A 25,510-nucleotide genomic window follows, 5' to 3' on the forward strand; every position below is an offset into this window, starting at 1 on the left:
GATCGAGTTGGGGAAGTTTGCCTGGTGGGCACCGACAGTCCCTCCCGCGACGCGCTGGCACTCGGTCTGCCTGTCGGTGAGACCGCATCACTGCTGATGGCGCTTCCCGACGATGGCCGTAGGTTGATGAATACGACGTCGGTGCCGGTGGTACTCGTCGAACCCCACGAGGCGCTGTCCTCGCTTGCGCGATGGGAATCGGACGAATGTGTCGGCGAGTCGATTCGGGTCTGGTCTCGAATCTCGGTAGCAGCCGGGCGTGGCGAGGACGCGGCGACGCTCAGCGCGGAACTGCCGACGGCCGGACATGCCGCTGTCGGACTCGACGAGACGTCCATTTGGTCGGCAGCCTCGACGGTCGAGGCCGCGCTACGTCGGCGTTCCAGGCCCCGCGCCGCACTGCGCGCCGAACTTCGGCCCTACCAACGAGCGGGTGTTGCGTGGATGGACGCCGCGTCGGTGCGCGGCGGTGGAATCCTCGCCGACGAGATGGGGCTCGGAAAGACCGTGCAAGCGATTGCCCTCTTCACTCTTCGCAGTGGTGCACCACACCTGGTGGTGTGCCCGACGTCGTTGGTGAGCAACTGGATACGGGAAATAGAAAAGTTTGCACCCGACCTCGAGGTGATCGTTCATCACGGAACCGGACGTGCTCGGGATCTGACGGGAACGGCCCCCGGGTCAGTCGTCGTCACCAGCTACCCGACGCTGCGAAACGATGCCGAAATCCTCACCCGAATAGACTGGGACACAGTTGTTCTGGATGAGGCCCAACAGATCAAGAATTCCGATACCGGGCAATCGCGGGTCGCCAGACGGTTGAACGCACAGTTGCGAATAGCGATGACCGGAACCCCGGTGGAGAACAGGCTCGACGAGTTGTGGTCGCTGATGGCCTTTGCCGTCCCGAGCGTCCTCGGTACCCGTAGTCGGTTCCGGGCCAGGTTCGTCACCGCCATCGAGCAGAAGCGCTCCGAGGCTGCGGCTGGGCGACTACGCGAACTCGTCGGGCCTCATATTCTTCGGCGTCGAAAGGTGGACGTCGCTCCGGAACTGCCTCCGAAGGTGGAGAACTCAGTGATCTGCTCGCTCACTCGTGAGCAGGAGCGCCTCTACCGCGGCCAATTGGACAGTTCGCTGCGGGACGGATTCGGAACCGGAATCGGACGCCGTGGACGCGTATTGACGTTGCTCACCCGGCTCAAACAGATTTGCAATCACCCCGAATTGGTAGAAAGGAGCGGGGAAGCTCTCGGCGGCCGATCCGGCAAGCTCGATCGTCTCACCGAAATGCTCGCAGAGATCACCGACGATCAGCAGGCAGCGCTGGTCTTCACGCAGTACCGGCAGACCGGCGCACTGCTGGCCGAACATCTCGACGACGAGATCACTGGCTGCACAGTGCCATTCCTGCACGGAGGGTTGTCCACCGACGCACGGGACTCCATGGTCGACGCATTCCAATCTGGAGACGGCCCGCCGATTCTGATTCTCAGTCTCCGCGCAGCGGGCTTCGGGCTCAACCTCACCCGGGCGTCGCACGTCGTTCATTTCGATCGATGGTGGAACCCCGCCGTGGAGAACCAGGCAAGCGACCGTGCCCACCGAATCGGGCAGTCTCGCATCGTCACCGTGCACACACTGATCACCGAGCACACTCTCGAACAGTCGATCGACGACATGCACTCGCACAAGCGCGATCTTGCCGACATTGCGACGAGTGCCAACACTCTCGACATCGGCGGCGATCTGGCGAAACTATCGGACAGCCAACTCCGCGAACTCCTCGATATCGGAGGTAATCGATGAGCGACGGGTTCGGGGTGACCGCGTGGGGCAGAGACTGGATCCGCCTCGCGCAACCGATCTCGATCACACGGCCTAATCCGGCGCTTCCCCGCGCTCGCACCCTTGCGCGAAACGATCAGGTCGTCGAGGTCGTGATCGCCGCAGGGGCGATCACTGCGGTGGTGTCGGGGAAGCGCACGCACGTGGTGTCGCTGTCGTGCGCGACCTGGCCTGAACCGGACATCAGGCGTGCGGAGGATGTCTTGGCCGCTGTGCCGGCCGGAGATCTACCGGATTCCGTTCATGCCGAGTGTATTCGAGGAGGCTTGGTCATTCTCGAAGAGATAACCGCGATCTGCGACTGCACCCAGCGCGCCACGCCCTGCGTTCACATTTTGGCGGTGTACTTCGAGATTGCGCGACGCGTCGACGAGCAACCGCTGTTGGCATTCGAGCTGCGCGGAGTGCGTGGTCGATCCGACCGAGACGCAACCCGGATACTCATCGAACACATCGACCCCGCGAATTTCTACGGGTAGTCGCGCCACGGCTCGACCGTCAGCTCCGGCCATATCGACGTCCACCGAGCCGCTTTCGATTCGTAGACAGCACGCATGGGCAGCAAGGGATTCGGTCGAATCACACCTGCGAACAGGTCCTCGTAGCCGTGTGGCGCATATACGGTCCTGCTGCCGTCGATCTCGGATCGGACGCCGAAGCAGCAGGTTGTGGATACGAAATGGTCGATGGCGTCCTCGGTACTGCGATACGGGTTCAGAGGTGCACCGAAGTGGTCCTCGTACCAGAGATGGACCCGAGCTTGATTTCGTACCTCTACGTCGACACCCAGATCGGCGAACAGCGCTGCCGCACGTCGAATGATGCGATCCTCGGCTTCGTAGGAGATGTCCGAATCGTCGAAATAGAAGTAGTCGTAGTCTCGGATGCCGTTCTGTGGGTCGTGGCCGGCGAGGTTGTTCCAGACAGTCTGGAACAACCCGCCGGCTGTGAGGTACCAATTGGGCACCTCCAACTGATGCGCCCGTTCGAGAATGGAGACGACCACCGGGTTGGTGTCGAGAGCGGCCAAAAACTCATCCCGTCCCATGGGGCGAATCCTGGCATAGGGCACCGACAGGGTCAGGCGATGGGGCAACCCACGGTGTAGTCCCAGTCGGTCCCTCCGGGGCCGGTGACCTTGACGAGTACGGAGGTGTCGGTGCCGGGAGGGACATTGACGACGACGGATCCCGTGCCCTCGTTGATGTTGTCCCCGACGTAGCCGGTGCTGTAGATCAGTGCGCCCTGGTAGAACACATCGATGATGTCCGGGATGTTGATGGTTTCGTACCGTAGGACGAACGAATTCGGACCGGGTCGTCCCAGGTCGTGATTGGTTTGCGTCACTCCGGGCCCGCCGGCGACCGTGTCCTGGTTGCAGAGCTGGCGGGGTGCGAAGGACCCTGTGCCGGGCAGGCTGTTGAGTATCGAGCTTCCGCTGTCGACGATGCCGGCGGCGCCGTCGGCGATGTTGCCGTCGAGCACGCTGCTGCCACTGTCGAGGATGCCGCTGCCACCGCTGATGATGCCGTCCGCGCTGCCTGTGGTCGGCTGTGCCATGGCTGCACCCGGTGCGAGAAGTGTGATGGTCGCAATCGCTGCCGAGACGGCGAGAGAGTTTCGGATCAGGTTAGTGCTCAACATGTTTTGCTCCACACAGGCGAGGTGTCGTCGGTCGATGCAATGCTTGCATCGGTCCTCGTCTGCGGGTATCCGCTGATCGGATTACATACGACCGAATGAACGCCAGCTCGTCAATGTGGCTGCCATCCAATCCAACCCTTCGGCGACTGCCGCGCGTGCGTGAGGCCCGTCCGTCATCGCATCGAACCCATGACCGACGCCCGCCACTGTCCGAACCTCCAACGGCACTGCGGCATTCGACGCTTGGGCGACGAATGATTGCTGGCCGGCGATGTAGTCCGGGATCTCGTTCTCGACCAGCGTCAACAGCGTCGGTACGGCGTTGATCCCGGCGATGGCATCTTCCGGTGGCGGCCAACCCGGAGTGTCGGCGCCGGGCAGCACGGGATACGTCAGTTCGACGGCGCGTAGCCAGGGTGCAGGATCGATCAGGAATGGATACGACAGTGGACCGCCGCCGGAGAAGAACCACATCCCGACCGTGTCCTCATCGGTCTCCGGAACCGCCCGCAGCCGGTCGACCGCATCCCTGACGGTCGTCAGAGCTTCCTGATAGAAGAACCCCCGGGTCAGATCGTGATCGATGACTGCGGCGACCAGTCCGCGATGCGCGAGATGGCTTGCATAATCTCGGTAGAAATTCGAAAACCGAGGTGTGACTTCCGGCTGCTCCGGATAGAGGCCGTGTACGAACAGAACGCACGGCGCCGGACCTGGCGCACTCGGGAGATACAGATCGAGCTGTCCACGGGTGTCGGGGGCTACGGGGTCGACGGGGAGTATCAGTGATTTGCCGGAAGGCTGAGGCATAGTCGGTCAGCCTTCCTCGAGGATTCTCTCGTGTCCATGCCTTTTCGGTTTGCGTAGACTTCGCGGAGGACTTCTGGCGGAAGGAAATGCAGGCAATGACGAGATTCGGTGTAGTGCTTCGTCCCGAACTACCCCCGGAATCGATCGTCGAGGCGGCCCGCTTGGCCGACAGCGCTGGAGTCGACGAAGTGTGGTTGTGGGAGGACTGTTTCTTCTCCGGCGGTATCGCCACCGCGGCAACCGTTCTCGTGTCCACCGACCGGGTGAACGTCGGAATCGGTGTGTTGCCGACTCCGCTGCGGAACGTTGCCGCGACCGCGATGGAGGTCGCGACGCTGGCGCGGCTGCACCCGGGCCGCCTACGCATCGGACTCGGGCACGGCGTGCAGTCGTGGATGGGGCAGGTCGGCGCCCGTGTGAACTCGCCGCTGACCTTGATGCGTGAGCAGATGGCGGCGTTGACGAGTCTGCTGGCCGGGGAGACGGTGAGCGTCCAAGGCCGCTACGTGTCGCTGGACAACGTGAGACTCGATTGGCCACCGTCGATCCAACCACCGATACTGGTGGGCGCAACCGGTCCCAAGACCTTGGCGCTGAGCGGTGAGATGAGCGCAGGCACCATCCTTACAAGTGAGACCTCTCCCGATCAGACCAGGATTGCGCTCGACCACATCGCGGGTGGACCCGATCACGATGTGGTCGTGTACCTCTCGTGCAGCACCGATTCGGATGCAACCGCGGACAACGTGCGGCGCTGGGTCGATGCCGGTGCTACGACCATCGTGTTGGAACCGGCTGCGGATCGGCGCGATCTCTCCGCAGTCTTTGCGCGTGCGGTGGAGTTGCAGCCATTGTTCGGTATCGCACCCGTCCGCTGAACGGTACGGTGCGTGTATGAATGCGCTCGACAGGCTGGATCGACTGCGGTCGGTCGCCGCAACGGCACAGGTGTTCAGCGACCCGTACACCACATCGGACGGCTCGACGGTCATAGCCGTTTCGACGGTGAAGCCCCATGGTTCGATCAAAGCTGTCGGCATCTTCGTGGTGACGAACGGCGGTTGTGTGTGGACACCGGCCATCGATCAGACGCGGATAGCAGTGATCGGAGTGACCATCGGTCTCGTCGCGGCGACGCTGTCGTCTCTCGCGGTGCTTCGCCGTCCGCCGTGGCCCGATCTCTCGGCGTGAAACTCGAGCTGCATTCGCGCGTGACGAAGGCCCATCTCGACTTCGACATGGGTGTGGAGTTCGAGGACTCTTCGTCGGTCGCGTTCAGCGAATTCGAACTCGGCGGCGTGCTGTACGACGAGGACAACCAATTCGACGGGCTGCGCGCGTTGGCCGGACTTCTGGGCAAAACGTGCGTACGAGCGGAAGTGCGCCAGTCCAACGCGCTCGAGCTCGAATTCGATGACGGATCGCGCATAGTGGCGAAGCCGCGAGACGAAGTCGAGTCGTGGGAGTACACCGCTGTGAACGGTTCGACGATGATCTGTTTGCCCGAAGGCGATATCGAGTCCATGCCTAGGCCGTTCCGGCGTACACCGTCCCCCGCAACGGCGGGACCACCGTCCGAAGGTGCGACCGTGGTGAAGATCTCGGTCGGGCAGGACAGCGGTATCGAATTCTCCGACCGCACAGTCCTTCGAACGGACGTGCCGTTGGATTCCGCCTACTTGATCCTTCGTGAGAGTGTCGTGTCGAGCCACCTGATCGAGAAGCGGCAGCAGATCGAACTGTCCTCCGGATACTTCCTTCCTCTCGGCAACTAGCGAGATTGCAGGAAGTCCACTACCGCTTCGGTTTGACCCAGGACCGCATGGCCGATTCCGGCGAGGACGGTGACCGAGGCGTCGGGAATGCACCGGGCGACTCTGTCGGCCGACTCGGCCGAGTCCATCATCACGTCGCGATCGCCGACGATCAGCTGTACGGGCACCGAAATCTTCTGCAGCGCAGAGTCGGAGAAGATCGGTAGCGTGCCTGTCCTGGGGTTGAAGTTCGAGAAGACCAACGTGACATCGTCGAGGATCCCGTCCGTTCCTGCACTGCCGAGGCCGGTGACCAGTTGTGCGGTCTTTCGTCGACCGCGGCGTCCGAGGGCACCCAGGAGTAGGGCCTTGGGGAGCCATCGCCATGTCTGCCTCCCTATTCCGCCGGGGCACAGCAGCGTCATGCGCGTTACTCGAGATGGTCGACGAATCGCGTAATCGAGTGCGGTCCATCCGCCGAGCGACATCCCTACGAGCGCGACGCGCTCGACCCCGAGAGCGTCGAGTACCTCGTCCAGCCACGAGGCGGTGGCGTCGGACTCGAGCGGTAGGCGGACGGGTGCACTTCGACCAGGTTCGCCGAGAAGATCCACCGCATAGACCCTGAAAAGGGCTGCCCAGCTGCCGATGTCGCCGGCCCACGTACTCGCGTTCGCGCCGGAACCGTGGAGCAACACCACGGGCGGCGCCCCGGCGGGTCCGGAGGCGAGGACAAAGGTCTCACCCGCGCGAGTAGGGACACAGAATTGCTCGGTAGCGACGGGCAACTGATCCAGTTGTTCGGCGTATCGCTGCTGAATCTGCGATTCACCGTCCGCTGATTTGTAGATTTTGGTCATCAAAAACTCCTTCGACAACCTTAAACTACTCTATAAAGCGTCGAATAGGGAAGTAGAAGGAATCAGAAGGGGAACGATAGATTCTCGGTCACATAGGTATGGAACCGTGCGGTCGCCGCAGTCGGCCGTCGCCTACCCGTCACGAGTCCGATGTCGCGCACGCGACAGCCGGACAGTGGGACGGCGACCACGCCGGGATCGACGGACTCCGCGATCGGCAACAGGGCGATGCCGAGGCCGGTACGGACCAGAGCGCGGATCGTATCGATCTCGTTGATTTCGAATGGAACTCGTGGAGTGAAGCCTGCCTCCCGGCACCATGTGTCCAGCAGTGAACGAAGCTGGAATCGAGGAGGGCTGGCCACGAACGGTTCGTCGGCCAACTCGGTGATATCGATCTGGGTGCGGTCTGCGAACGGGTGAGTAGTCGGAACGTGCAGAAGGAGGCGTTGGCTGCCGAGGACGGTCGCGTCGAGGTCGTCGGGCGGCGGGATCACCACGGCAACGTCGAGCCGGCCGTCCCGGATCATCTCGGCCAGGGCCTCGCCGTGCGCTTGTGCGAGGTGGACCCGGATGCGAGGGGCGCAGTCGTGAAAGCCGGCAAGGAGCGACCCGACCGACTGCGGTCCGAGCGTGAGTGGGAATCCGAATCGAACCAGTCCACTCTCTGGGTCGGCATCGGCGCGCACCGCGGCCAGAGCGTTGTCGAGTTCCCTCATCACGTGGTGGGTGCGCTCGTACAGTTCGCGACCCGACGTGGTGAGCGCCACCCCGCGGCCGGCAGGTTGCAGCAGCGCGAACCCGAGTATCTTCTCCAGCGCGCGTACCCGCCTGCTGACGGACGACTGCGGCACGCCGAGCACCTCGGCGGCGTGCGTGAGTAGTCCTTCGGTTGCAACGGCATCGAATGCGGCGAGCAGCGGGGCAGCGGACTCGACGCGGGAGTTCGTGAACTCATCCATTTTCGGATGATATATCCGTCGATATCTCATTGGACGGATGATTCGCGTCGAGCGACGATGAATGCCATGAACTCGCAGGCGGAAATTCTGGACGTGGCGCTCATCGGGGGCGGAATCATGTCGACGACGCTCGGTGCATTGATCGGTACCGTGCTGCCGAACAGGTCGATTGCGCTTTTCGAGCGGCTGGACCATCTGGCCGGCGAGAGTTCCGGGCCGTGGAAGAATGCGGGGACCGGGCACGCGGGACTGTGCGAACTCAACTACATGCCCGATCCCGAGGATCCCAGCAGAGCCGAGCAGATCGCTCGCCAATTCCACGTCTCGCGCCAGTTCTGGTCTGCGCTCCCCGCTCTGAATTCATCGTTCCTGAATGCGACGCCGCACATGAACGTTGTTTTCGGAGAAGCCGATATCGAGTACCTGCGTCGTCGGTGGTCGACGCTGCGTAGCCTTCCTATGTTCCGTGCGATGGAGTTCACCGACGATGCGGACACAGTTCGGCAGTGGGCTCCGCTGCTGATGGAAGGAAGGCCACCGGAGGAGAGGGTGGCTGCTACGCGGCACGCCGGCGGTACAGACATCGACTTCGGCGCCCTCACCGAATCGCTCGGGCAGTCCATGGAGGCCGCCGGATGCATGATGAGAACCGGACACGACATAACACGCGTGCGACGCGGGTCCGACGGGATATGGACGCTGTCGGGTCGAATAGTGAATTCACGCAAGCAGTTTCACGTGCGCGCACGATTCGTGTTCGTCGGTGCCGGGGGTTACGCGCTCCGCCTCCTTCAGAAGGCCGGCATTCCGGAGATCGACGGGTACGGCGTGTTTCCATTCGGCGCGGAATTCCTACGCACCGATGTAGCAGACATCGTCGATCGTCACGACGCCAAGGTCTACGGAAAGCCGTCGCTGGGGGCGCCGCCGATGTCACTGCCGCACTTGGACAAACGAATGGTCGACGGCAGAGGTTCGTTGATGTTCGGGCCCTATGCCACGTTCAGTACCCGGTTGCTCACGCACGGTCGTCTACGGGATCTCTTCACGACCGTTCGACCGCGCAACCTGCCGGTTCTGCTGTCGGTCGGTCTGCAGAACCTGCCACTCGTCCGGTACCTGGTAGGCCAGCTCCTGTCCTCCGACGCGAAGAAGTTCGATCAACTGCGACAGTTCTATTCGGCCGCCGACCCCGCTGACTGGCATCGGATCCAGGCGGGACAACGAGCGCAATTGATCAAGCCCACATCGAGGTTGCGCGGCGAGTTGATGTTCGGTACCGAAATCATCATTGGCGCCGACGGGAGCATCGCCGGCCTGTTGGGCGCGTCTCCGGGCGCATCGATGGCACCGGCGGCCATGATCGAGGTGCTGGAACGGTGTTTCGACAGCGAACGAGCCGAGTGGGAGCCACGGTTGCGCCGACTGATTCCTGCAGCCTCCCAGCCGTCCTCGACGAGGTGATCGGATGTCCCCTGCGCGCTATGGTTTGAGCACTGATTGCCCGAGGAAGTCGCATACTTGGAGGGCCAGGGCCAGGTCGAGTTTGTCTCGGTTTTCGGTGTGGTCGAGTGCTTTGTTGATGCGGTACTTGACGGTGTTTCGGTGCAGGTTGAGTTCTCGGGCTGTGTGCAAATGGCTTTCACCGTGGTTGAAGTACGCGTTCAACGTCCTTCGCAGCGTCGCCGCGCTGTCGGTGTTCTCGGCCAACGGTCCGAGAACCTCCCACACCCAGGCTCTGGTGGATTCGAGGTCTTGCGCGAGTAACGACACGACGGCGACGCCTTTGTCTCCGAACCCGACAACCGACCGCGTGGGAGTTCCTGGGACCGTTGCCACGGTGTATGCCGCACGGGCCTGCTCGTGGGTTCGGCGGAATCCGTTGATCCCGTTGGCCGGTAGGCCGGCCGACATTCGTGTCCACTCGTCGAGTTCGAGTTCTGCAGCCAGCTCGGCGGTGTGGAGAGCCGCGGTGCGTGTACCGAGTGGTATCCAGGCCCAGACAGTTCTGCGATCGATCGCGGTGATGATCGGAGGCCCGTTGGAATGCAGGAACGAGGCGGTGGTACGGGCAACTCGATCGATGGAGTTGAGCGTCGTGACTGCTTCGGGCCCGTTGTTCCATACGACCAGCGCCAGGTGGTTCTGATCGAGCAGGTAGCCGGTCTCGGCTTGGAAAGTCTCGGACGACTCACCATTGTCTGCAAGCAACGTGTGGATAGTGGACGAGTGGACGTTTCCCTGGGCGCCGATCCACCGCCTGCGTTCGTTTTCGTACGCGTCGAAGACGAACAGAGTGATCCAGTCGATGTAACCGTAGATGACATCGGAAATGTGTTTGAGTACTGCGAGATCGAGGGGACTGTGGAGATTCAGAGCCTGGACCTCGTCGAAGCAGATGCGCATCATGTCGTTCTGGCCCATGTGATACGCCCGAACAAGAGAATTCGACGGTACGTCCCGTTGCGCGAGACGCAGGGCGTACTCCACTGCCGCAGTGGTCGGTTGAAGATGATCGATCGGTATGTCGTTCGCCAGGATGTGAATTATCGTCGAGACGTTTCCGTGTACCGACGATTCCAGGAGTTCCATCAGGATCGGGTCGTCGTCGAGCCGGTCGATTTCGTGCGCTAGAAGCGAGGCCATCGACCGTGCGATGTCACTCTCCCGTTGACCGAGTGAGTGCGCGATTTCCGCGACGATGACGAGAAGTTCTCGATCCGCAGATGCCGGTACACGGGCGAGCCGACGCCGTGCGCCCACTCGGCGCTCGTGTGGTGTCGGACTGGTCACTGCACGTCCTTTCCCTTACGCCGTAGGTAGCGAAGAGCGGATTCTGCGGCGTTGGCTCCGCACATTCCGTGTGCGCCCGCACCTGGGGGTGTCGATGCCGAGCACAGGAATGCCCCCGGGACGCCGATGCTATAGGGATCGAGGGCGATTCGCGGGCGGAAGACAACCTGGATCTCGCTGTTCGCGCCTCCGATGATGTCTCCGCCGAGATAATTCGGATTGGATGCTTGCAGATCGGAGGGTGAGGTCACGACGGTGGCGACGATCTTGTCCCGGAACCCTGGTGCGAAACGCTCGATCTGTCGGACCACGGCCTCCGTCGCATCACCGGTGTATCCGTTGGGCACATGTGCATACGCATAGAGGGGGTTGATCGTCCCAGCGGATCGCGTCGGATCGGCCAGATACTGCTGGCCGACCAGTACGAACGGGCGGGACGGCATCACCCCCTGCGTGACGGCCTTCTCGTGTGCGGCGATCTCGTCGAAAGAGCCACCCAGATGGACGGTGCCGGCACGAGCACAACCCGGGTTGGTCCACGGCACATCACCGTCGATGGCAAAGTCGACCTTGAACGCGGCTGGGGCGCAGCGGAACTTGCTATAGGCCTTCACTACCCGTGTGGGTAGTGCATCGCCGTAGATGCTGTGTGCTCCGCGGGGTGACGTGTCGAGAAGCACCACATCCGACCGTGGAATGTCGGAGGCCGTTCGGACTCGGACACCGGTGTCGATCTTGCCGCCCCAATCGAGCAGCATCGAAGCCAGCGATTGGGCGATCGATCCGGAGCCACCTTCTGCCACCGGCCACCCGTACCGATGGCCGGATGCGGTGATCATCAGCCCCACCGCCGAGGTGGCTGGGCGGTCCAGACGGTAGTAAGCATGGGCTGCCACACCGCCGAACAGCGCTCGTGTTTTCTCGGTACGCCACCATCGTGCAGCCACGGTGGCCGGTAACAGTGCCCGTGGACCGAACGCAGCGAGGGCCAACGGGTGCCGCGGCACATTCGCGATGGGACGCATCAGGTCCGCCGCGAGCTTGTCGAAGTTGCGGGCAATGTCTCCGAACATCCGATGCCAGCGGTGCCCGTCCGCTCCGAGACCATCGGCAGTTGCGTCGATCGAGCGGTGGATGAGTCCGGCGTCGCCGTCGTCGAGTGGATGTGCGCAGTCGATGTCCGCCCATTTCCAGTTCAGGCCGTAGCGTTCGAGATCGAGGGTGGCGAGGTAGGGAGAGCCCGCGCCCATTGGGTGGAATGCCGAACACAGATCATGGATCACTCCCGGCACAGTCAGTTCGGCGCTGCGCGTGCCGCCCCCGATGGTGTCAGCAGCTTCGAGCACCTGAACGTCCACTCCGGCGCGGGCGAGGCGAACCGCGGCAGCGAGCCCATTGGGCCCGCTGCCGACGACGACGGCGGTGGTCATACCCGGTTGCCCCGCTGTGAGGTAGGTACAACGATGGAGTCACCGGTCTCTGTTGTAGTGGTGTCGCGCATCTTCGGTTCCTCCACAGTGCCAGGGTCGGTTGCGGCGCGGTTGGCGTCGATGTCCAATGTCCACGTCACGGTCATCGGGATGGGGCCGTTCGGCAACCAAGGCTGCTCGTTGATGGCATCGGCGACCTTGTACGTGCCGCGTTCGATGACTCCCAGTGCTGCGTCGATGACCTGATACTGCTGGTAGTCCTTGTGAATCGGCTGCGATTCGATCCATACGACGAGGAACTCGCCTGGAGCGAAATTGCATCGTCGCTGAATGGCCGCGATGAGTTTGTCGTCGTGCAGATGTCCGTCACCGAAGTTGAACGCGACGATCGAGTTGCAGGAGAACTCCCCCTCGCGCAGCGTGTACGTGTCGATGTCGTCGCCGAGGTGGTTCATCATCAGCGAGAACAGGGCGCGACCCTGGCTGTGAAGCGAACGCCATCCGAGCAGTTGGTGCATCACGACGTCGGCAACTTCTGGCGGATAGGTGGCGAGCAGCTGGGTGCGGGTGTTCTGGCTGGGCCGTTTGATGAACTGGTCGATCTTGTCCTCGCAGCCCGGAGCGAACGCCCAGGTGGCCGAGGCCCAGTTTCCGGCGTATTGCCGCATCGAGGGCAGGAACGAGACGAGGTCGGGTCGGAGGTTGCCCAGGATCGGGAAGAACATCAGCCCCGCCACGATGACGGCCAGCAGAGCGGGAGAGGAGAAGTCCCAGACGGCGTAGCCGTCGGCGTTGGGGAATCCGAGGAACAAGAACACCGATGCGAACGCGAACAGCAGGTTCCATTCCAGCGGAACGGCGAGCGGGAAGGTGGAGATGATGAACAAGTGGAAGGCGACCATCAACGCGACAGCGGCAAGCGCAACGACCGCGTTGGTGGTGAAGAGCAACACGAGAGGTGTTGCGACCTCCACCAGCGTTCCGAGTATGTGCCCGACACCGCCAGCGACTTTGGAGGGGCGGAGGTCGTGCGGGAAATTCCGGTAGTGCGCACGCTTGAGTGCAGTGGACGGGATCCAGGGGGTGTTCGACAGCATCGGTGGGATCACCATGGAGAAGTGGTGCCCGAGCTTGGAGATGCCGGCTCCGACCCACACGGTCACGATGAGCAGTTTGAGGGCGATGATCATGTCGACGAACGGCAGGAAGCCGAAGATCAGTACTGCCGGGAAGTACTGTTCACCACGGGCGGCGATGAAGATGACCTTGTCGCGCAGGCCGATCACTATCAGCAGTGCCGCGAGCGAGATCATCAGTGCAGGACGTACGAGACCGGCGTTGTCGGTGATCGCGGTGTCGATGGAGCTGGTGTGCACTCCTGGAAGGGCCAATGCAACAACGATATTGATCAGAATCGCAGCGTAGACGACGACGTCGAACACGGTGCGCGTATCCCCCGTGGTGAGCGGAACCTTGCCCGGCCACGGTGGCAGGCGAATCGTCCCGGGGCGCAGCCAGAACAGAGCGCCGCCCATCATGGGTTTGAAGTGTCCGGCCAGAGGTCCCCAGGATCCGCCGAGCCCTACCGATTCGAGCAGGAGGGTCCAGAGCAACAACTTCTGGTAGACGACCGGTTCGTTCCACCACGTCGAGATCTCGAACGGATTGTGTCCGGTGGTGAGTGTGGCGACCGCGACTCCAGCGCCGAGGTAGAGAACGAGCAATTTGAGAATGTAAATGGTGTGGACCATCTTCGGTGTTCCGAATCCGTGGTCTGCCCAATGCGTCGACATTGCCCTGAGGCGGTCTCGGAACGGAAGGTCGAGGAAAGTAGCAGGGTCGACCGGTGGGAAATTTCCTTCTTTGAATCCCATGCGAATGCTCCTGTGTAGGAAGTGAATCGTGCAGAGGTGGTGCAGAATGCGAACTGGTCAGCTCACGGTTTCGACCGCGGACGTCCGCAACGCCAGGCGTAGACCGGGCTTGTCGATCTTGCCGACAGGGTTCCGAGGCAGCGCGTCGATGATGTGAATCGCAACGGGGAGTTTGATTTTCGCTATTCGCTCGCGTAGGTGGTCGAGTAGCTCGGCTTCGTGGACCGCCGCGTTCGGGTAGGTCACTACGTACGCAATGGGGACTTCCCCGTAGACGACGTCCGGTGCTCCGACGACCGCAGCTTCGAGGATGTCTGCATGGGTGGCGAGTGCATTCTCGATCTCCTTGGGGTAGATGTTCTCGCCACCGCGGATGATCATGTCTTTGATGCGGTCGATGAGCGTGAGGTATCCGTCCTGGTCCAGTCGGCCGACATCACCGGTGTGTAGCCACCCGTCGACCACTGTGCGTGCTGTCTCGTCGGGGCGGCCGAGGTAGCCGCGCATCACATTCGGCCCGGCGATCAGGACTTCGCCGACGGTGCCCATCGGCAGGAGCGTTCCCTGCTCGTCCGCGATGGCGATTGTCTGACCAGGCAGTGCTGGGCCGACCGTACCCAGTTTGCGAACGCCGTTCGGGGGATTGCACGCAGAAGCGCACGTTCCCTCTGTGAGACCGTATCCCTCGACAATTGCCAGGCCGAACCTCGATTCGGCTCTGTCCAGTAGTTCCTTCGAGATCGGTGCAGCGCCGCAGACCGCGAACCGCAAGGACGACGTGTCACGGACGACGTCGTCGGGCTGAGAGGCCAGAAGTGCGTAGATGGTGGGCACCGCCGAGAAATAGGTGGGCCGGAGCCGCTCGACATCGTCGAAGAACCGTGATGGCGAGAACCGTCCGGTGATACTGACCTGCCCGCCGACGAGCAGGGGTGCCAGGACACTCACGCAGATTGCGTTCACATGGAACAGTGGCAGGATCAGCATGCAGTGGTCGTCGATCGTCAACGAAAAGTGCTGCGCCATAGCCGAAGCCATGTACTCCAGATTTGCATGCGTGAGTTCGACCCCTTTCGGGCGGCCGGTCGAACCCGAGGTGTAGATCAACAACGCGAGATCGTCGAGGTCCGTTTCGCCGAAGCTGGCGTCGCCGTCGAGTGGTGCTCCAGTGTCGATCTCGATCTCGTCGATCGAGATGACCGGGTATCCCGGCACCGGACTGGGATCGTCGGTGACCACCAACAGCGCATTCGCGTCGTGGATCTGGTACAGCGCTTCTGGCTGGGTGAACGTGGGGTTTACCGGAGTCGCGACCGCTCCGATTCGCCATGCCGCCATCATCGCCGTCAGCAGTTCGACGCGGTTCGGCAGCATCACCGCGATGACGTCACCTTTGCCGAGACCACGAGCGGACAACTGCGACGCGAAGGCGTCGACGCGGGTGGAGAACTCGCCGTAGGTCAACGCGGTGTTGTCGTCGCGAACGCAGGGACGGGTAGCGCGCTCGGCCCCAGCGTTCCACGTGAAATAACTGATGACGGACACTTTTTCGATCTCCTCACTGATGCTGTGATCCATGACACTAGTGAGGGTGGCCATGCACCAAAACGGCCTGCGAGGCCAGAGTTTGTGAAGTTGCTTGTCCTCTGCGCACAACGGGCGTCGAGACCGTGCCCTACCCGCTGGTGGAGGATGAACTCGAAGTTGTCATGACCAAATCCCTTGCGGAGCGGTCGCGGCGAGCGCCTCGATGAGGTCGCGCTGAATGTCGGTGGCGGGCGACGACGCATCGACAACCGCCGAGACCGGTAGTTGCAGTCTGTGCTGTGCCTCGGTACGGAAGACGAGCCCCGTCTTGGGCGTGCTCTCGGCAGTGCTCGCGTAGATGATCGACCAGCATTCCGGGTGATTGAGGAGCTCGGCGCTCGCGGTGTGATCGGGCGCGACCGGTGGTCCGAAGGCGAGCCGTAGACCGCTGCGCTTCATTGCTCCTTCGATGACCCGATGCAGCAGAATCTGTTCACTGCGCTTGGGTAGCAACAGTGGATACGCCGCCAGCTGCTCGAGGCTCGGATTGTCTTCACCCGCCAGTGGATGGCCGTCGGCGAGGACTACCACCAGATCCTCGGTCCACAACTCCGTCACGTGCAGACCGGATCGCTCCACGCTCCCCCGGATGAGCGCAACCTGGCAGTCGCCGGAAGTCACCGCTTCGATTTGCTCCGCGAATCGTTTCAACACGAAGTCGATCTCCGCCTCGGGATGGAGCTCACGCACCGCAACGATGGCGGCAATGGCATTGGCCGCGAAGGTCATGTTGCCGGTGAGACGGAGCTGGTTGCGGCTGCGCGCAGTCAAGGCCAGAGCTGTCTGCTCGAGTTCGACCATGTGACGCGCTACGGACACCAATTGTGCTCCTACAACGGTCAATCGAACCATACGGGAAGTCCGCTCGAACAATGCCTCGCCCATTTCTCGCTCGAGCTTGGCTATCTGGAGACTGATTGCAGATTGCGAGACATAACACCGTTCGGCAGCGCGCGAAAAGCTCAGTTCCTCGCCGACCGCAAGGAAGTACTTCAGTTGACGCAGCTCCACCGAGTCTCCATTCATGAGTTCTACTCATCAATGCTATTCCATCTTTCACGTTGATAGACCAGCGAGTGCGGGGTTCTATGGAGGGCATGGAAGCGGATATGTACGAGGTCGTCATCGTTGGATCGGGATTCGGAGCACTGGCAGCGGCCAAGTCCCTCGGCAAGGCCGGCGTGAAGTTCTCGCTCATCTCCAGCACTACCGAGCACCTTTTCCAGCCACTGCTCTATCAGGCTGCGACCGGAATGCTGTCGACGGGTGAAATCGCCCCGCCGATCCGGCGCATCCTTGCTCAGTACGAATCGGCGGACGTCCGTCTGGGCCGAGTCGTCGACGTCGACCCCGACAAGCACCAGGTCACCTACTCCGCAGCAGGTACTTCGCACACCATCGGTTTCGAACGACTGATCGTTGCCACGGGCGCTACTCAGGCGTACTTCGGGCGCGACGAGTTCAAGGACCGAACCTTCGCACTCAAGACCGTCGACGACGCGATCGCCCTGCGCGAGCAAATCCTGAGCTGCTACGAAACCGCGCACCTCACCACCGATCCGGTCGCCAAGAAGGAGCTGTTGAGTTTCGTCGTCGTCGGCGCCGGGGCGACAGGCGTCGAGCTGGCCGGCCAGATCAGGGATCTCGCGCACCGGTACTTCGCCGGATCTTTCCCCGACATCAGTCCCGACGAGGTCAGCGTCACGCTCGTCGACGGTGTGAAGGAAGTTCTGCCTGCATTCGGCGGCAAGCTGAGCACGTATGCCCGCGCGAAGCTCGAGAAGTCGGGAGTCGACGTCGTGACCGGAGCAATGGTCACCGACATCGTCGACGACACGGTCACCGTGCAGGACGTGGACACCAAGACCTCGAGGACCATCGCCGCCAAGACTGTCATCTGGTCGGCAGGAGTCCAGGCAAGTGACCTTGCGGCTACGCTCGCCGAGCGCACAGGGTGCGAAACCGACCGTGCAGGAAGGCTTCTCGTTCACGAGGACTTGACGGTCGGATCGGCGAAGGACATCTACGCGATCGGCGACGTGACGTCGTTGAACGGTCTCCCGGGTCAATCACCCGTAGCGATGCAGCAGGGCCGCCACGTCGCGAAGACCATCGTCGGCAAGGTCGATGCAGGTACGCCGTTCCGTTACGTCGACAAGGGCAGCATGTCGATCGTCGGGCGATTCAGTGCAGTCGCACGGCTTTTCGGCAAGGTCGACATGTCGGGGCCGATCGCCTGGGTCATGTGGCTGGCAGTCCACCTCATGTACATGGTGGGGTTCCGAAACCGATACGTCGCAGTGGTGTCGTGGTTGAGCTCGTACATCGGCGACAAGCGACCGCACTTCCAGTACACGGACAGGTGGGCAGTCCGCACCGAGGCACGAGTCGACGAAGAGCAGGACCAGGAGCGGCAGGCAGCCTGAACGAACCTCTCCAGATACCTGCGCGTAGGAGCGTCGGCCGTACGAGGTGCGAACGACGTACTCGACCTCAGCCCCCCGGCTCGGCTGCCGCTCAGGTCCACGAACCGTCAATGAACGACGTGGCAGCAGCTCGCACCTCGACGACTCCGAATTGTGCGCCGGGGCATCGTTCCGCCCACATCAACGCCGCGTCCTCGTCGGGAACGTCGATGACGAACACTCCGGCGACGCCTTCCTTCGTATCCGCGAACGGGCCGTCCTGAATCTGGAGATCCCCGGTTCGCAGCGTGACCGTCTTCGTCGCCGAGGACGAGGCCAGCACCTCGGCGGCGACGAGAACCCCCGCCGCCTGCAGCGCCCGCCCGTAGACGCCGAAGGCCTCCTGTATCTGGGTGATGACGTCGGCGTCGATCTCGCCTTCTGCGGGCTCTGCGTGGTTGAGAACGAGTGTGTATCTCATGACCGTCTCCCATTCGGTGTCGTTCCACTTCATGTCGTTCCACTGTGTACCGCGTCGTGCGGTCGCACACAGCTATGACGATCGGGACCGACCGAAATCGACACCTTGGTAGATCTACGGAATCAATTGGGACTTGTGACGAGGGTGCACCTGCGTCTTCGGTAGATCTCCTCGAATCCGACTGCACGTGCGGCCGACTGCTTCAAAACAAACTGTGAACCCGTTTGCTGCATTAGCGTGATCTTGCACACGCTGAGGGGCGTTTCACCCTTGGCATCTCACAGAACTGTTTGGGGGATGGATCGTGACGACACTCGAGGGGAAGCTGACCGAGCGCGAGACTCTCGGTGCCAAGCGTTCCGGCAGGCATCGTCGAGGCACGTTGTCTCAGGGCGCAGCTGCATTCTCGGATTGGTTCCATCAGCCGCACGACTACGAGTGGATCGTCGCACATCGCTCGGTCCGACACCTGCACACGGTCATTCGGGGTGTCTTCAGTCTCGCGACCCTTATCTTTGCGTTGACGTCGGCAATCATGCTGTTCAGCCCGCGCGGACCGCAGGTTCTCGAGGCGCGGCTGTGGGTGTGCTTCGTCCTCGTCGTGCAGGTCGCCGTCGCATACGTTCTTATCGTCTGTCCGGTGCCCAAGAAATACGGCTTCATTGCCTTCGGAATCTTCGGCGACGTCGGTCTCGCGTCCGTACTCGCCTGCTACGACGCGACAGCGGCGACCATGGGCAGTGCACTGTTCGTCATCACCGGTGCGTTCTGCACCTTCTTTCTCAGCCCTCGGTGGATGGTCGCCCATCTGCTGTTCTCGTGCGGCTTCGTCGTCTTCTCGGCGTGGCGCGGGTGGTCGAGCAGCGGCGAGCATCCGGCGACGACTCTCGCGGTGCTCACGGTAATCCTCACGGCAATCGCGGGTGTGCCGGTTTTCGCCCATATCGCATGGACCGCAATCGCCGGCGACGCTCGCCGGTCGGCTCGTGATCCGCTGACTGGGCTGCTGAATCGGCGTGGTTTCGATTCCGCAGTACTCGACCTGTGGGATTCGGCGGTCGGTAAGGACGAGTCGATTGCGGTTGCCATGGTCGACGTCGACAAGTTCAAAGCGGTCAACGACGTCTACGGTCACGACGCCGGTGACCGAGTGTTGACCGACATCGCACGCAGACTCGAACGAATCGTCGGCGACAGCGGGATCACGGCGCGAACCGGCGGTGAGGAGTTCGTCGTCGTGATGTCGGGTGAGCGCACTGCTGTCGAGTTCAGATTGCTGGAGGCGGTCGCAGCCGTCCACGACAAGGACGACGACGTTCCGATCACGGCCAGCTTCGGGGTATCCATCCTCGAATCGGACTCGGTGTTGCGGCACGCCGGCCAGTCCATCATCGGCCGAATGCTTCGGTCTTCGGATTCGATGATGTACCGCTCGAAGGCCGCGGGGGGCAACCAGATGTCCGTGCATTCCCTCTGAGGACGACTCAAACAAACTTCAAGTTGGTTTCAACGCTTGAAAATGGCCCGCGTGACTGTTTTGTGCGCTACCTTTCTGGGGCAGGGGCAGTGAACGACTGTGCTGAGAGGATGGGTTTGTCGATGGCAACAACGATGGTGTCCATGGATCCGACCGAGGGTCTGAGTTTGGGTGGGCAGCCGGCGTCGCACCAATTGCGTGTGTCGCGGGATACGACGAATCAGCTGGTAGAGCATATTGTCGGTACCACCGAGTGCCCGGATCTGACCGATGAGCTCGGACGCGGAGTTGTCGCCGACATCACGGCCGAATGCGTCGCACTCGCCGCCGATGTCCTCGACAGTGGAAGGCAGCCGTCGGCACCGCAGTTGGATCGCCTTCGTCGTGCGGCCGGCAAGTGGGCACGCATCGGCGTGCCCTTGGCACCAATCCAGCACGCGTTTCACGAAGGGTTCTCGGTCGGCCTTCGTTTGGTTGCTCTCCACGCCGTCGACGGTGAACATGAAGCCCTCGTCGATGGAGCAGTCTTGATGTTCGGTCTTCTCGACGTCGTCTCGGAAGCGGTCTCCTCGGCGTACCTCGACGAGTACAAGGCCGTCGCAGTCCAGGGCCAGGATCAGGCTCACGCAGTGGTCACGGCTCTGTTGGGCGGTGATCCTGCCGCCTCGGCGGTGGCAGAACGAAACGGTACCGAGTTGGCGGCCTCCTATGAGGTCGTTGCCGTTCATTTTCCGCCCCACGCGGACGAGACAGGTGCGCCCGGTGCCCGCGAAGCGGCGGCGTCCCGCAAGCTTCAGACGATCTCCGCAGCGATGTCCGACTACTTCTCTCCTGCTCCCCCATCGGCGATCCTGAGTCCGTCGGGTGGAACCATCCTGATTCCCGATGCGGCCGAGCACGCAGCAGAAGAACTCGTGTCTCTCCTGACCGACGCGGGCGGGGTGCTGGTCTCGGCGGCCGCCGCGACGGCGATACCCGAGCGTGTTCCCGGTGCTGCCGAGAACGCATACGAACTTCTCCGACTCGTTCAACGACTGAGTTACCGACCGGGTGTCTATCGAATTGCGGACTTGGCCTTGGAATTTCAGATCGCTCGCCCCGGAGTCGGGCGTCGACATCTGAAGAGAATGCTCGACCCGCTTCGTCGGGTGCCGGACTTGCTGCCGACCCTGGAAGCGTTTGTCTCCACCGAGGCAAACCGGAAGAAGGCAGCGACTCAGCTTGTGGTCCATCCCAATACCGTCGACTACCGACTCAAGCGCATCGAGCAGATCACCGGCATCGACCCGATGAAGTCCTCTGGTCTGCGCGCTCTGCACGCTGCGTTGATCGCCGACTCACTCGATCCGAAGAAGCCCACGTGACAATCACCCGTACCGCACCCGTCACCTCGATCGCAGCGCGAGCAGCTCTGATTGCGATCGACGACATGGTGCCGTGCTTTCAGCCGGTGGTGTCCTTGCAGTCGGATGCGGTAGTCGGAATCGAAGCGCTCGCTCGCTGGCCTACCGTCGAGGGTGTCGATCCTGCCGAGGTCTTCGCGCTCGCCCGTATTCGGGGTGTGGTGGCCGACATCGATTTCGCCTGTCGCACAGCCGCGGTGAAGGAAGCTCGTTCGGCAAACCTGACCGACGGCCTGGCGCTGTACCTCAACTACGAGCCGTCGGGTATCACCGATCGTGCACGTACCGAGGCGCATCTCGACGCGCTGGAATGCGAGGGCGACGTGGTTCTCGAAATCACCGAGCGTGGGCTCGACGGGGACCAGGAGCGTGTGCGCTCGATGGTCGATTCTGCGCGACGACGGGGCTTTTCGATCGCACTCGACGACGTCGGATCCAACCCCGGCACGCTGACGGCACTCACGTTCGTCGAGCCGGACATCGTCAAACTCGACGCATCGATTCTGCGTCGACCCTATTCGTTCCGCAGCGCTCGGGTGATGTCCGCAGTTCGTCGATACGTAGCCTCCAGCGGTGCCGTGATCCTGGCCGAAGGAATCGAATCGGAACGTGATCGGGCTCGGGCGATTCGGCTCGGAGCAACTCTCGGGCAGGGCTGGTTGTTCGGGGCCGCGTCGACGGGGGCGGATGTGCGAACGAGGTTCAGCTGAATTCCTTCACATTTTTCGCGAGCCCACTGTGCAAATGTGGTCGATCTCCCGGTTAGGTCGGCGGCCGTGGTGCCGACGAGTTGGGGATTGTCGACCTGTGCTGACTTCGCCAACTCGAGTACCTGGTGCACGGTCTTCTCCAGTGGGGCGAGGTAAACACTGTCGACGCCATCGAACGCAGCGGGAAGCGATTCGACTCGGCCGAGGTAGCCCTTCACCACCTCGACGCCGTCGGCGGGTCCGCGACCTCGGGTTTGTTGGTGAGCGCGCGGATGTCGCTCGCGCCCGCCGCGATCAAGTGATCGACGAGCATTCTTCCTATGTTGCCTGTAGCTCCGGTCACCAAGCCAGTCATACCGTACAACGTACGGTCAAATCGTTCGACGTGGGACGTGTTGCTTTCGGTAGCTAGGGGGAGTCGGTCGTGCGTGTGGATGGCGCGTCGAGGTTTTCGATCAAATTCAGCTGTGTCCCGTCGGGATCCACGAGGAACCCGACGCGCTGCCCCCAGCGCTGAAGCCGCACTGGATGCAGTCGAGGACGCCCGGCGGGCCTTACCACGACACCTGCATCCTCGATCTTTCGATACAGTTCATCGACATCGTCTACGCGGATGCTGCACATGAACGAGCTGTCTTCGGGCACAAGATCAGGAAACCGAAAGAACTCCAACCGGAGTGCTCCACGGTTGAGAATCAGCCAGCCATCATCTCGGTAGGCCAATTCGAACCCGAACCCGCCATAGAAGGTGAGCGTGTCATCGAAATCACGAGATGGCAGGTTCGGTACAGCATGGTCGGCCACAGCATCCAAGCGTACGACCTACCGGTGGACCTTGCAGCCACCTTGTATGTGACCGGATCCAAACAAGACGGTCTCACCATCGACGAGCTCGCGTGATAGCTACTGGGTGTACCCAGCCGTGTCGGGCCCGTGTTCGGCCCGAACCGCATCCACTGTCCGGCACCGGGACCGCGCACCTGAGGGCGACAAACACTGGCAGGACCGCCTCGTTTTCGAAGACGACATCCGACGTCGCTACTCAGCGACCGCATCCGCCGACTTCGACCCCAGCTACGTCGGCGAGCACTGGGACGAAACTACTGACCCGACCGCTGGCCACCGCCCTTGCCAGCCGATCCGAACCAACCAAAGAGGCCACGCATTGGGCTGTGACCCGTTCCCGTTTGGCATGGTGACGGCCTGGATCTGAGCTACGCCACCAACGACCTATTCGGAACTGGGAACGAGCGGCGCGACAGAGAGGGCGGGCCTCGGCTCCGTGCGGACGCGGAGGGGGATGCGTAGGTAGCCGAGCCAGGAGAAGTCGAAGCGACGCAGAACCGTACGACGGGCCAGGGCGAGGAGGACCGCGGCACCGGTCACCGCCATCCAGGCCGGCATCGGGTAGAGGGCCAAGCGTTCACCCAAACCGAAGTGGAGTGTCTGGGCGAGCATCAGGATGGCCCCGACAACTCCGACCAGCGCGCACAGAGCGGACCACAACGCGACCATCCGACGCTCGTGCCAGAGGTGCCAGGCGATGAGTACGAGAACCACGTGTCTGGCGACGAAGCCGGGCATCACTGCAGCCCAGTGCGTGATGGTTCCGTCGTTCGCGGGGAACAGTCCCGTCGCCGCGGTACTGACTGCGATGACGACGGCGAGCGAGAGGATCCACTTCTTCGACCGCCCGTTCCGGATGTGTCGATGTAAGAAGTACGCGCCTACCAGCGTCAGCACTCCCAGCGCGACGAAAGTCGAATTCATGACGTCGTGCATCGGTGAGCACGAGTCCACCTCGCAGCTGGTGACTCCGAGAGAGCTGATCGAGTTTCGCGCGAAGCTGTAGGGTGTGCTCCACGCCGAGGCCGTGAACAGCTCTGCCAGCACGTAAGCGAAGCTCAGCACCCATGCGGTCCCCGCTGCAGCGTGGCGCAGATTGTGCGCAGAACTCGACGAGGTGATGGTGTGATCCTTCTGGCGAAGCGGACGAGGCCGGAGGGTCGACTGTACGTGGCCAACCTGAGAACACGCCCAGTCCTGGGCTACCGAGCTGGTCTGAGATCGATCATAACCTGAACTTCCACGGCGAGGCCCGTGAGGGCAGAGGCACACGTGGTACGCAGGTGCGCCGCAGACGCCACGAGCTCCTCGTGTGCGACTCCGCTGTTGTCGGTGACGCCGGAGATCCTGAGTACGCGCTGCTTCTTGACATCCAGCACCCGGCCGCTCGCCGAGGCAATTCCAGGAGTCGACTCGAACTCGGCTGCCGCATTCTGTGCAGCCGACACGAGGTCGACACTGGCGTGTTCGTCGTTCTCGCTGACCAACCTGGCAGGCTGCCGTCTCGGCCGGTGCGCGTACAGCCACCGAAGACCGATGACCAGCACCAACACGGCGGCAACGGTCAGAGCCCACGGCCACCACGCCATGTCCGCCCAGCTGCCGGGTGACCACGTCTCGAACGTTCTGCGGGCATCGTGAACCTGATCCGGAAGTTGTCCGCGCTGCCACGCGGCAGCAGCTCCACCGATAGCCATGAGCACGGCGCCGACGACGACGGTGGCCAATCGATCGAAGACAGCGGCACCGGTACCGATGGACGAGATCCGTGTGCGTCCCGGGCGCCGCCCGAGCCATACTCCCTCGGAGTCGGACAGACGGTGTGTCTTCTTTCGTGGCAGGAGGGCGAGGACGACGAGTATCAACCCCAGTACTGCGATAGCGATCCCGACCGGTAGCAATGCCGACGACACAGTCGAATCGACGAGTGTGTCGAGGAGCGGGCTGATCCATGCGGTACCCGAGATCGCGCCGAACTCGACGAGAGCGTCTCGCCCGAAAATGATGCCGAGAACGCACAGGGCAACTGCAAGAAGCACCGCGATCGGTGTCGCCCTCGGCGCTGCTTTCGGGGTCACTCGACTCTCCTGGTGGTAGTGGAATTACGTTCGGGTGCAACGTAATGAATGCGGACATCGACCGCGTCGACGTCGAGGCCACTGGCCCGGACGAGGTCCTCGGACACTGCGGTACGAATACGAGATGCGACGTCGGCGATCGGCGTCGGCCATCGCGTTGCGGCCTCGACCGTCGCCGTGACCCGTCCGCTGCGCACGGATGCCTCGACGTGTGGAAGCGTGCGCGCCGTCAACCCACCGGCAACGCGTTCGACACCCGAGACACGTCCGGCTGCGATCTCGGCGATACGCGTGACGACGCGTTCCCGTACTTCGAGGGTGCCCCGCGTAGCGTCGCCGCCTGGTTCGCTATCGGTCATGCCTGCGTCCGCGAGAGAACGCCGATACGTCGAGTTCGCCGTCGATGTACCGGCCGACTGCGAAGCCGGCTACAGCGAGGACGACTGCGAACAGGAATCCGGTGAATCCGCCTGCTGCAGCCGCGATCGCCAACAGAAGTCCTACGAACAGACCGATGGTCGAAGTCGTCATGATGTGATGTTGCTCCT

General features: G+C 62.5%; 26 protein-coding genes and 1 pseudogene. 10 read left to right on the forward strand and 17 right to left on the reverse strand.

Features of this window, described 5'->3' with window-relative positions; all coding sequences use genetic code 11:
• Nucleotides 1-24: 24 nt before the first annotated feature.
• Nucleotides 25-1,809, forward strand: a complete 1,785-nt coding sequence (locus tag ACODSO_RS00515) for a DEAD/DEAH box helicase (RefSeq protein WP_489034219.1) — start codon at nucleotides 25-27, stop codon at nucleotides 1,807-1,809.
• Nucleotides 1,806-2,327, forward strand: coding sequence for an SWIM zinc finger family protein (locus tag ACODSO_RS00520; RefSeq protein ID WP_489034221.1), 522 nt, complete (start codon nucleotides 1,806-1,808; stop codon nucleotides 2,325-2,327). Before ACODSO_RS00515 ends, ACODSO_RS00520 begins: the two co-directional genes overlap by 4 nt.
• Here ACODSO_RS00520 and ACODSO_RS00525 read toward each other — a convergent pair.
• The 3 genes from ACODSO_RS00525 to ACODSO_RS00535 all read right to left on the reverse strand — a co-directional run bounded on the left by ACODSO_RS00525 (nucleotide 2,318) and on the right by ACODSO_RS00535 (nucleotide 4,302).
• Nucleotides 2,318-2,896: a nucleotidyltransferase family protein gene (locus ACODSO_RS00525; RefSeq protein ID WP_489034222.1), complete on the reverse strand. Its 579-nt coding sequence runs from the start codon at nucleotides 2,894-2,896 to the stop codon at nucleotides 2,318-2,320. The two genes, ACODSO_RS00520 and ACODSO_RS00525, sit on opposite strands and share 10 nt — an antisense overlap.
• A gap of 32 nt (nucleotides 2,897-2,928) precedes the next feature.
• Nucleotides 2,929-3,492 (reverse strand): hypothetical protein, encoded by a 564-nt coding sequence (locus ACODSO_RS00530; protein ID WP_489034224.1) that lies wholly within the window; start codon nucleotides 3,490-3,492, stop codon nucleotides 2,929-2,931.
• A gap of 81 nt (nucleotides 3,493-3,573) precedes the next feature.
• Nucleotides 3,574-4,302, reverse strand: a complete 729-nt coding sequence (locus ACODSO_RS00535) for a dienelactone hydrolase family protein (protein WP_489034225.1) — start codon at nucleotides 4,300-4,302, stop codon at nucleotides 3,574-3,576.
• Between the two features lie 95 nt (nucleotides 4,303-4,397).
• Here ACODSO_RS00535 and ACODSO_RS00540 point away from each other — a divergent pair, with 95 nt between their 5' ends.
• The 3 genes from ACODSO_RS00540 to ACODSO_RS00550 are packed head-to-tail and all read left to right on the forward strand — an operon-like array spanning nucleotide 4,398 to nucleotide 6,077.
• Nucleotides 4,398-5,180, forward strand: a complete 783-nt coding sequence (locus ACODSO_RS00540; protein WP_489034226.1) for an LLM class flavin-dependent oxidoreductase — start codon at nucleotides 4,398-4,400, stop codon at nucleotides 5,178-5,180.
• 16 nt (nucleotides 5,181-5,196) lie between these two features.
• Nucleotides 5,197-5,493, forward strand: coding sequence for a hypothetical protein (locus tag ACODSO_RS00545; protein ID WP_489034228.1), 297 nt, complete (start codon nucleotides 5,197-5,199; stop codon nucleotides 5,491-5,493).
• A gap of 20 nt (nucleotides 5,494-5,513) precedes the next feature.
• Complete coding sequence (locus ACODSO_RS00550; protein WP_489034230.1) at nucleotides 5,514-6,077, forward strand: DUF6188 family protein; 564 nt, start codon at nucleotides 5,514-5,516, stop codon at nucleotides 6,075-6,077.
• On the opposite strand, the gene ACODSO_RS00555 is transcribed toward ACODSO_RS00550, so the two are convergent.
• Both ACODSO_RS00555 and ACODSO_RS00560 read right to left on the reverse strand, forming a co-directional pair.
• Entirely contained in the window at nucleotides 6,074-6,916 is an 843-nt protein-coding gene (locus ACODSO_RS00555; protein ID WP_489034232.1) for an alpha/beta fold hydrolase, read from the reverse strand. The genes ACODSO_RS00550 and ACODSO_RS00555 overlap by 4 nt on opposite strands.
• A 62-nt stretch (nucleotides 6,917-6,978) precedes the next feature.
• Complete coding sequence (locus ACODSO_RS00560) at nucleotides 6,979-7,878, reverse strand: LysR substrate-binding domain-containing protein (RefSeq protein WP_489034234.1); 900 nt, start codon at nucleotides 7,876-7,878, stop codon at nucleotides 6,979-6,981.
• Between the two features lie 66 nt (nucleotides 7,879-7,944).
• Here ACODSO_RS00560 and mqo point away from each other — a divergent pair, with 66 nt between their 5' ends.
• Complete coding sequence (gene mqo, locus ACODSO_RS00565) at nucleotides 7,945-9,342, forward strand: malate dehydrogenase (quinone) (protein ID WP_489034235.1); 1,398 nt, start codon at nucleotides 7,945-7,947, stop codon at nucleotides 9,340-9,342.
• An 18-nt stretch (nucleotides 9,343-9,360) separates the two neighbouring features.
• Here mqo and ACODSO_RS00570 read toward each other — a convergent pair whose 3' ends face one another.
• The 5 genes from ACODSO_RS00570 to ACODSO_RS00590 form a co-directional block, all read right to left on the reverse strand.
• Entirely contained in the window at nucleotides 9,361-10,671 is a 1,311-nt protein-coding gene (locus tag ACODSO_RS00570) for a PucR family transcriptional regulator (protein ID WP_489034236.1), read from the reverse strand.
• Entirely contained in the window at nucleotides 10,668-12,101 is a 1,434-nt protein-coding gene (locus ACODSO_RS00575) for a phytoene desaturase family protein (protein WP_489034238.1), read from the reverse strand. Before ACODSO_RS00575 ends, ACODSO_RS00570 begins: the two co-directional genes overlap by 4 nt.
• Nucleotides 12,098-13,975: a DUF3556 domain-containing protein gene (locus tag ACODSO_RS00580; RefSeq protein ID WP_489034240.1), complete on the reverse strand. Its 1,878-nt coding sequence runs from the start codon at nucleotides 13,973-13,975 to the stop codon at nucleotides 12,098-12,100. The genes ACODSO_RS00575 and ACODSO_RS00580 overlap by 4 nt, the downstream gene beginning before the upstream one ends.
• 57 nt (nucleotides 13,976-14,032) lie before the next feature.
• Nucleotides 14,033-15,520 carry a class I adenylate-forming enzyme family protein gene (locus tag ACODSO_RS00585; protein ID WP_489034737.1) on the reverse strand — a complete coding sequence of 496 codons (1,488 nt, stop codon included), beginning with the start codon at nucleotides 15,518-15,520 and terminating at the stop codon, nucleotides 14,033-14,035.
• Between the two features lie 162 nt (nucleotides 15,521-15,682).
• Complete coding sequence (locus ACODSO_RS00590; RefSeq protein WP_489034241.1) at nucleotides 15,683-16,588, reverse strand: LysR family transcriptional regulator; 906 nt, start codon at nucleotides 16,586-16,588, stop codon at nucleotides 15,683-15,685.
• A 71-nt stretch (nucleotides 16,589-16,659) separates the two neighbouring features.
• On the opposite strand from ACODSO_RS00590, the gene ACODSO_RS00595 reads away from it, so the two are divergent.
• Nucleotides 16,660-17,988, forward strand: coding sequence for an NAD(P)/FAD-dependent oxidoreductase (locus ACODSO_RS00595; RefSeq protein ID WP_489034243.1), 1,329 nt, complete (start codon nucleotides 16,660-16,662; stop codon nucleotides 17,986-17,988).
• Between the two features lie 91 nt (nucleotides 17,989-18,079).
• Here the strand turns inward: ACODSO_RS00595 and ACODSO_RS00600 are convergent, their stop codons facing one another.
• Entirely contained in the window at nucleotides 18,080-18,448 is a 369-nt protein-coding gene (locus tag ACODSO_RS00600) for a YciI family protein (protein ID WP_068371086.1), read from the reverse strand.
• 304 nt (nucleotides 18,449-18,752) lie between these two features.
• Here ACODSO_RS00600 and ACODSO_RS00605 point away from each other — a divergent pair, with 304 nt between their 5' ends.
• The 3 genes from ACODSO_RS00605 (at nucleotide 18,753) to ACODSO_RS00615 (ending at nucleotide 22,038) form a co-directional block, all read left to right on the forward strand.
• A complete protein-coding gene (locus tag ACODSO_RS00605) occupies nucleotides 18,753-19,925 on the forward strand; it encodes a GGDEF domain-containing protein (RefSeq protein ID WP_489034245.1) in 1,173 nt (390 codons plus the stop codon).
• A gap of 122 nt (nucleotides 19,926-20,047) precedes the next feature.
• On the forward strand, nucleotides 20,048-21,289 hold the full coding sequence (locus ACODSO_RS00610) for a PucR family transcriptional regulator (protein ID WP_489034247.1): 1,242 nt from the start codon (nucleotides 20,048-20,050) through the stop codon (nucleotides 21,287-21,289).
• The gene (locus ACODSO_RS00615; RefSeq protein WP_489034249.1) at nucleotides 21,286-22,038 is read left to right on the forward strand and encodes an EAL domain-containing protein; all 753 of its coding nucleotides are present in this window, start codon (nucleotides 21,286-21,288) and stop codon (nucleotides 22,036-22,038) included. Before ACODSO_RS00610 ends, ACODSO_RS00615 begins: the two co-directional genes overlap by 4 nt.
• A gap of 92 nt (nucleotides 22,039-22,130) precedes the next feature.
• Here ACODSO_RS00615 and ACODSO_RS00620 read toward each other — a convergent pair.
• The 6 genes and pseudogenes from ACODSO_RS00620 to ACODSO_RS00645 all read right to left on the reverse strand — a co-directional run.
• Nucleotides 22,131-22,393 (reverse strand): annotated as a pseudogene (locus ACODSO_RS00620) (SDR family oxidoreductase); the annotation flags it as partial.
• A gap of 53 nt (nucleotides 22,394-22,446) precedes the next feature.
• Nucleotides 22,447-22,842 carry a bleomycin resistance protein gene (locus ACODSO_RS00625; protein ID WP_489034251.1) on the reverse strand — a complete coding sequence of 132 codons (396 nt, stop codon included), beginning with the start codon at nucleotides 22,840-22,842 and terminating at the stop codon, nucleotides 22,447-22,449.
• Nucleotides 22,843-23,268: 426 nt separating this feature from the next.
• On the reverse strand, nucleotides 23,269-23,949 hold the full coding sequence (locus tag ACODSO_RS00630; protein WP_489034252.1) for a DUF998 domain-containing protein: 681 nt from the start codon (nucleotides 23,947-23,949) through the stop codon (nucleotides 23,269-23,271).
• A 137-nt stretch (nucleotides 23,950-24,086) separates the two neighbouring features.
• Nucleotides 24,087-24,962, reverse strand: coding sequence for a hypothetical protein (locus tag ACODSO_RS00635; RefSeq protein ID WP_489034253.1), 876 nt, complete (start codon nucleotides 24,960-24,962; stop codon nucleotides 24,087-24,089).
• On the reverse strand, nucleotides 24,959-25,321 hold the full coding sequence (locus ACODSO_RS00640; protein WP_489034255.1) for an Asp23/Gls24 family envelope stress response protein: 363 nt from the start codon (nucleotides 25,319-25,321) through the stop codon (nucleotides 24,959-24,961). The genes ACODSO_RS00635 and ACODSO_RS00640 overlap by 4 nt, the downstream gene beginning before the upstream one ends.
• Complete coding sequence (locus tag ACODSO_RS00645) at nucleotides 25,311-25,493, reverse strand: DUF2273 domain-containing protein (protein WP_068371009.1); 183 nt, start codon at nucleotides 25,491-25,493, stop codon at nucleotides 25,311-25,313. Before ACODSO_RS00645 ends, ACODSO_RS00640 begins: the two co-directional genes overlap by 11 nt.
• Between the last annotated feature and the right edge of the window lie 17 nt (nucleotides 25,494-25,510).

This window comes from Rhodococcus sp. FG69, assembly GCF_057808915.1.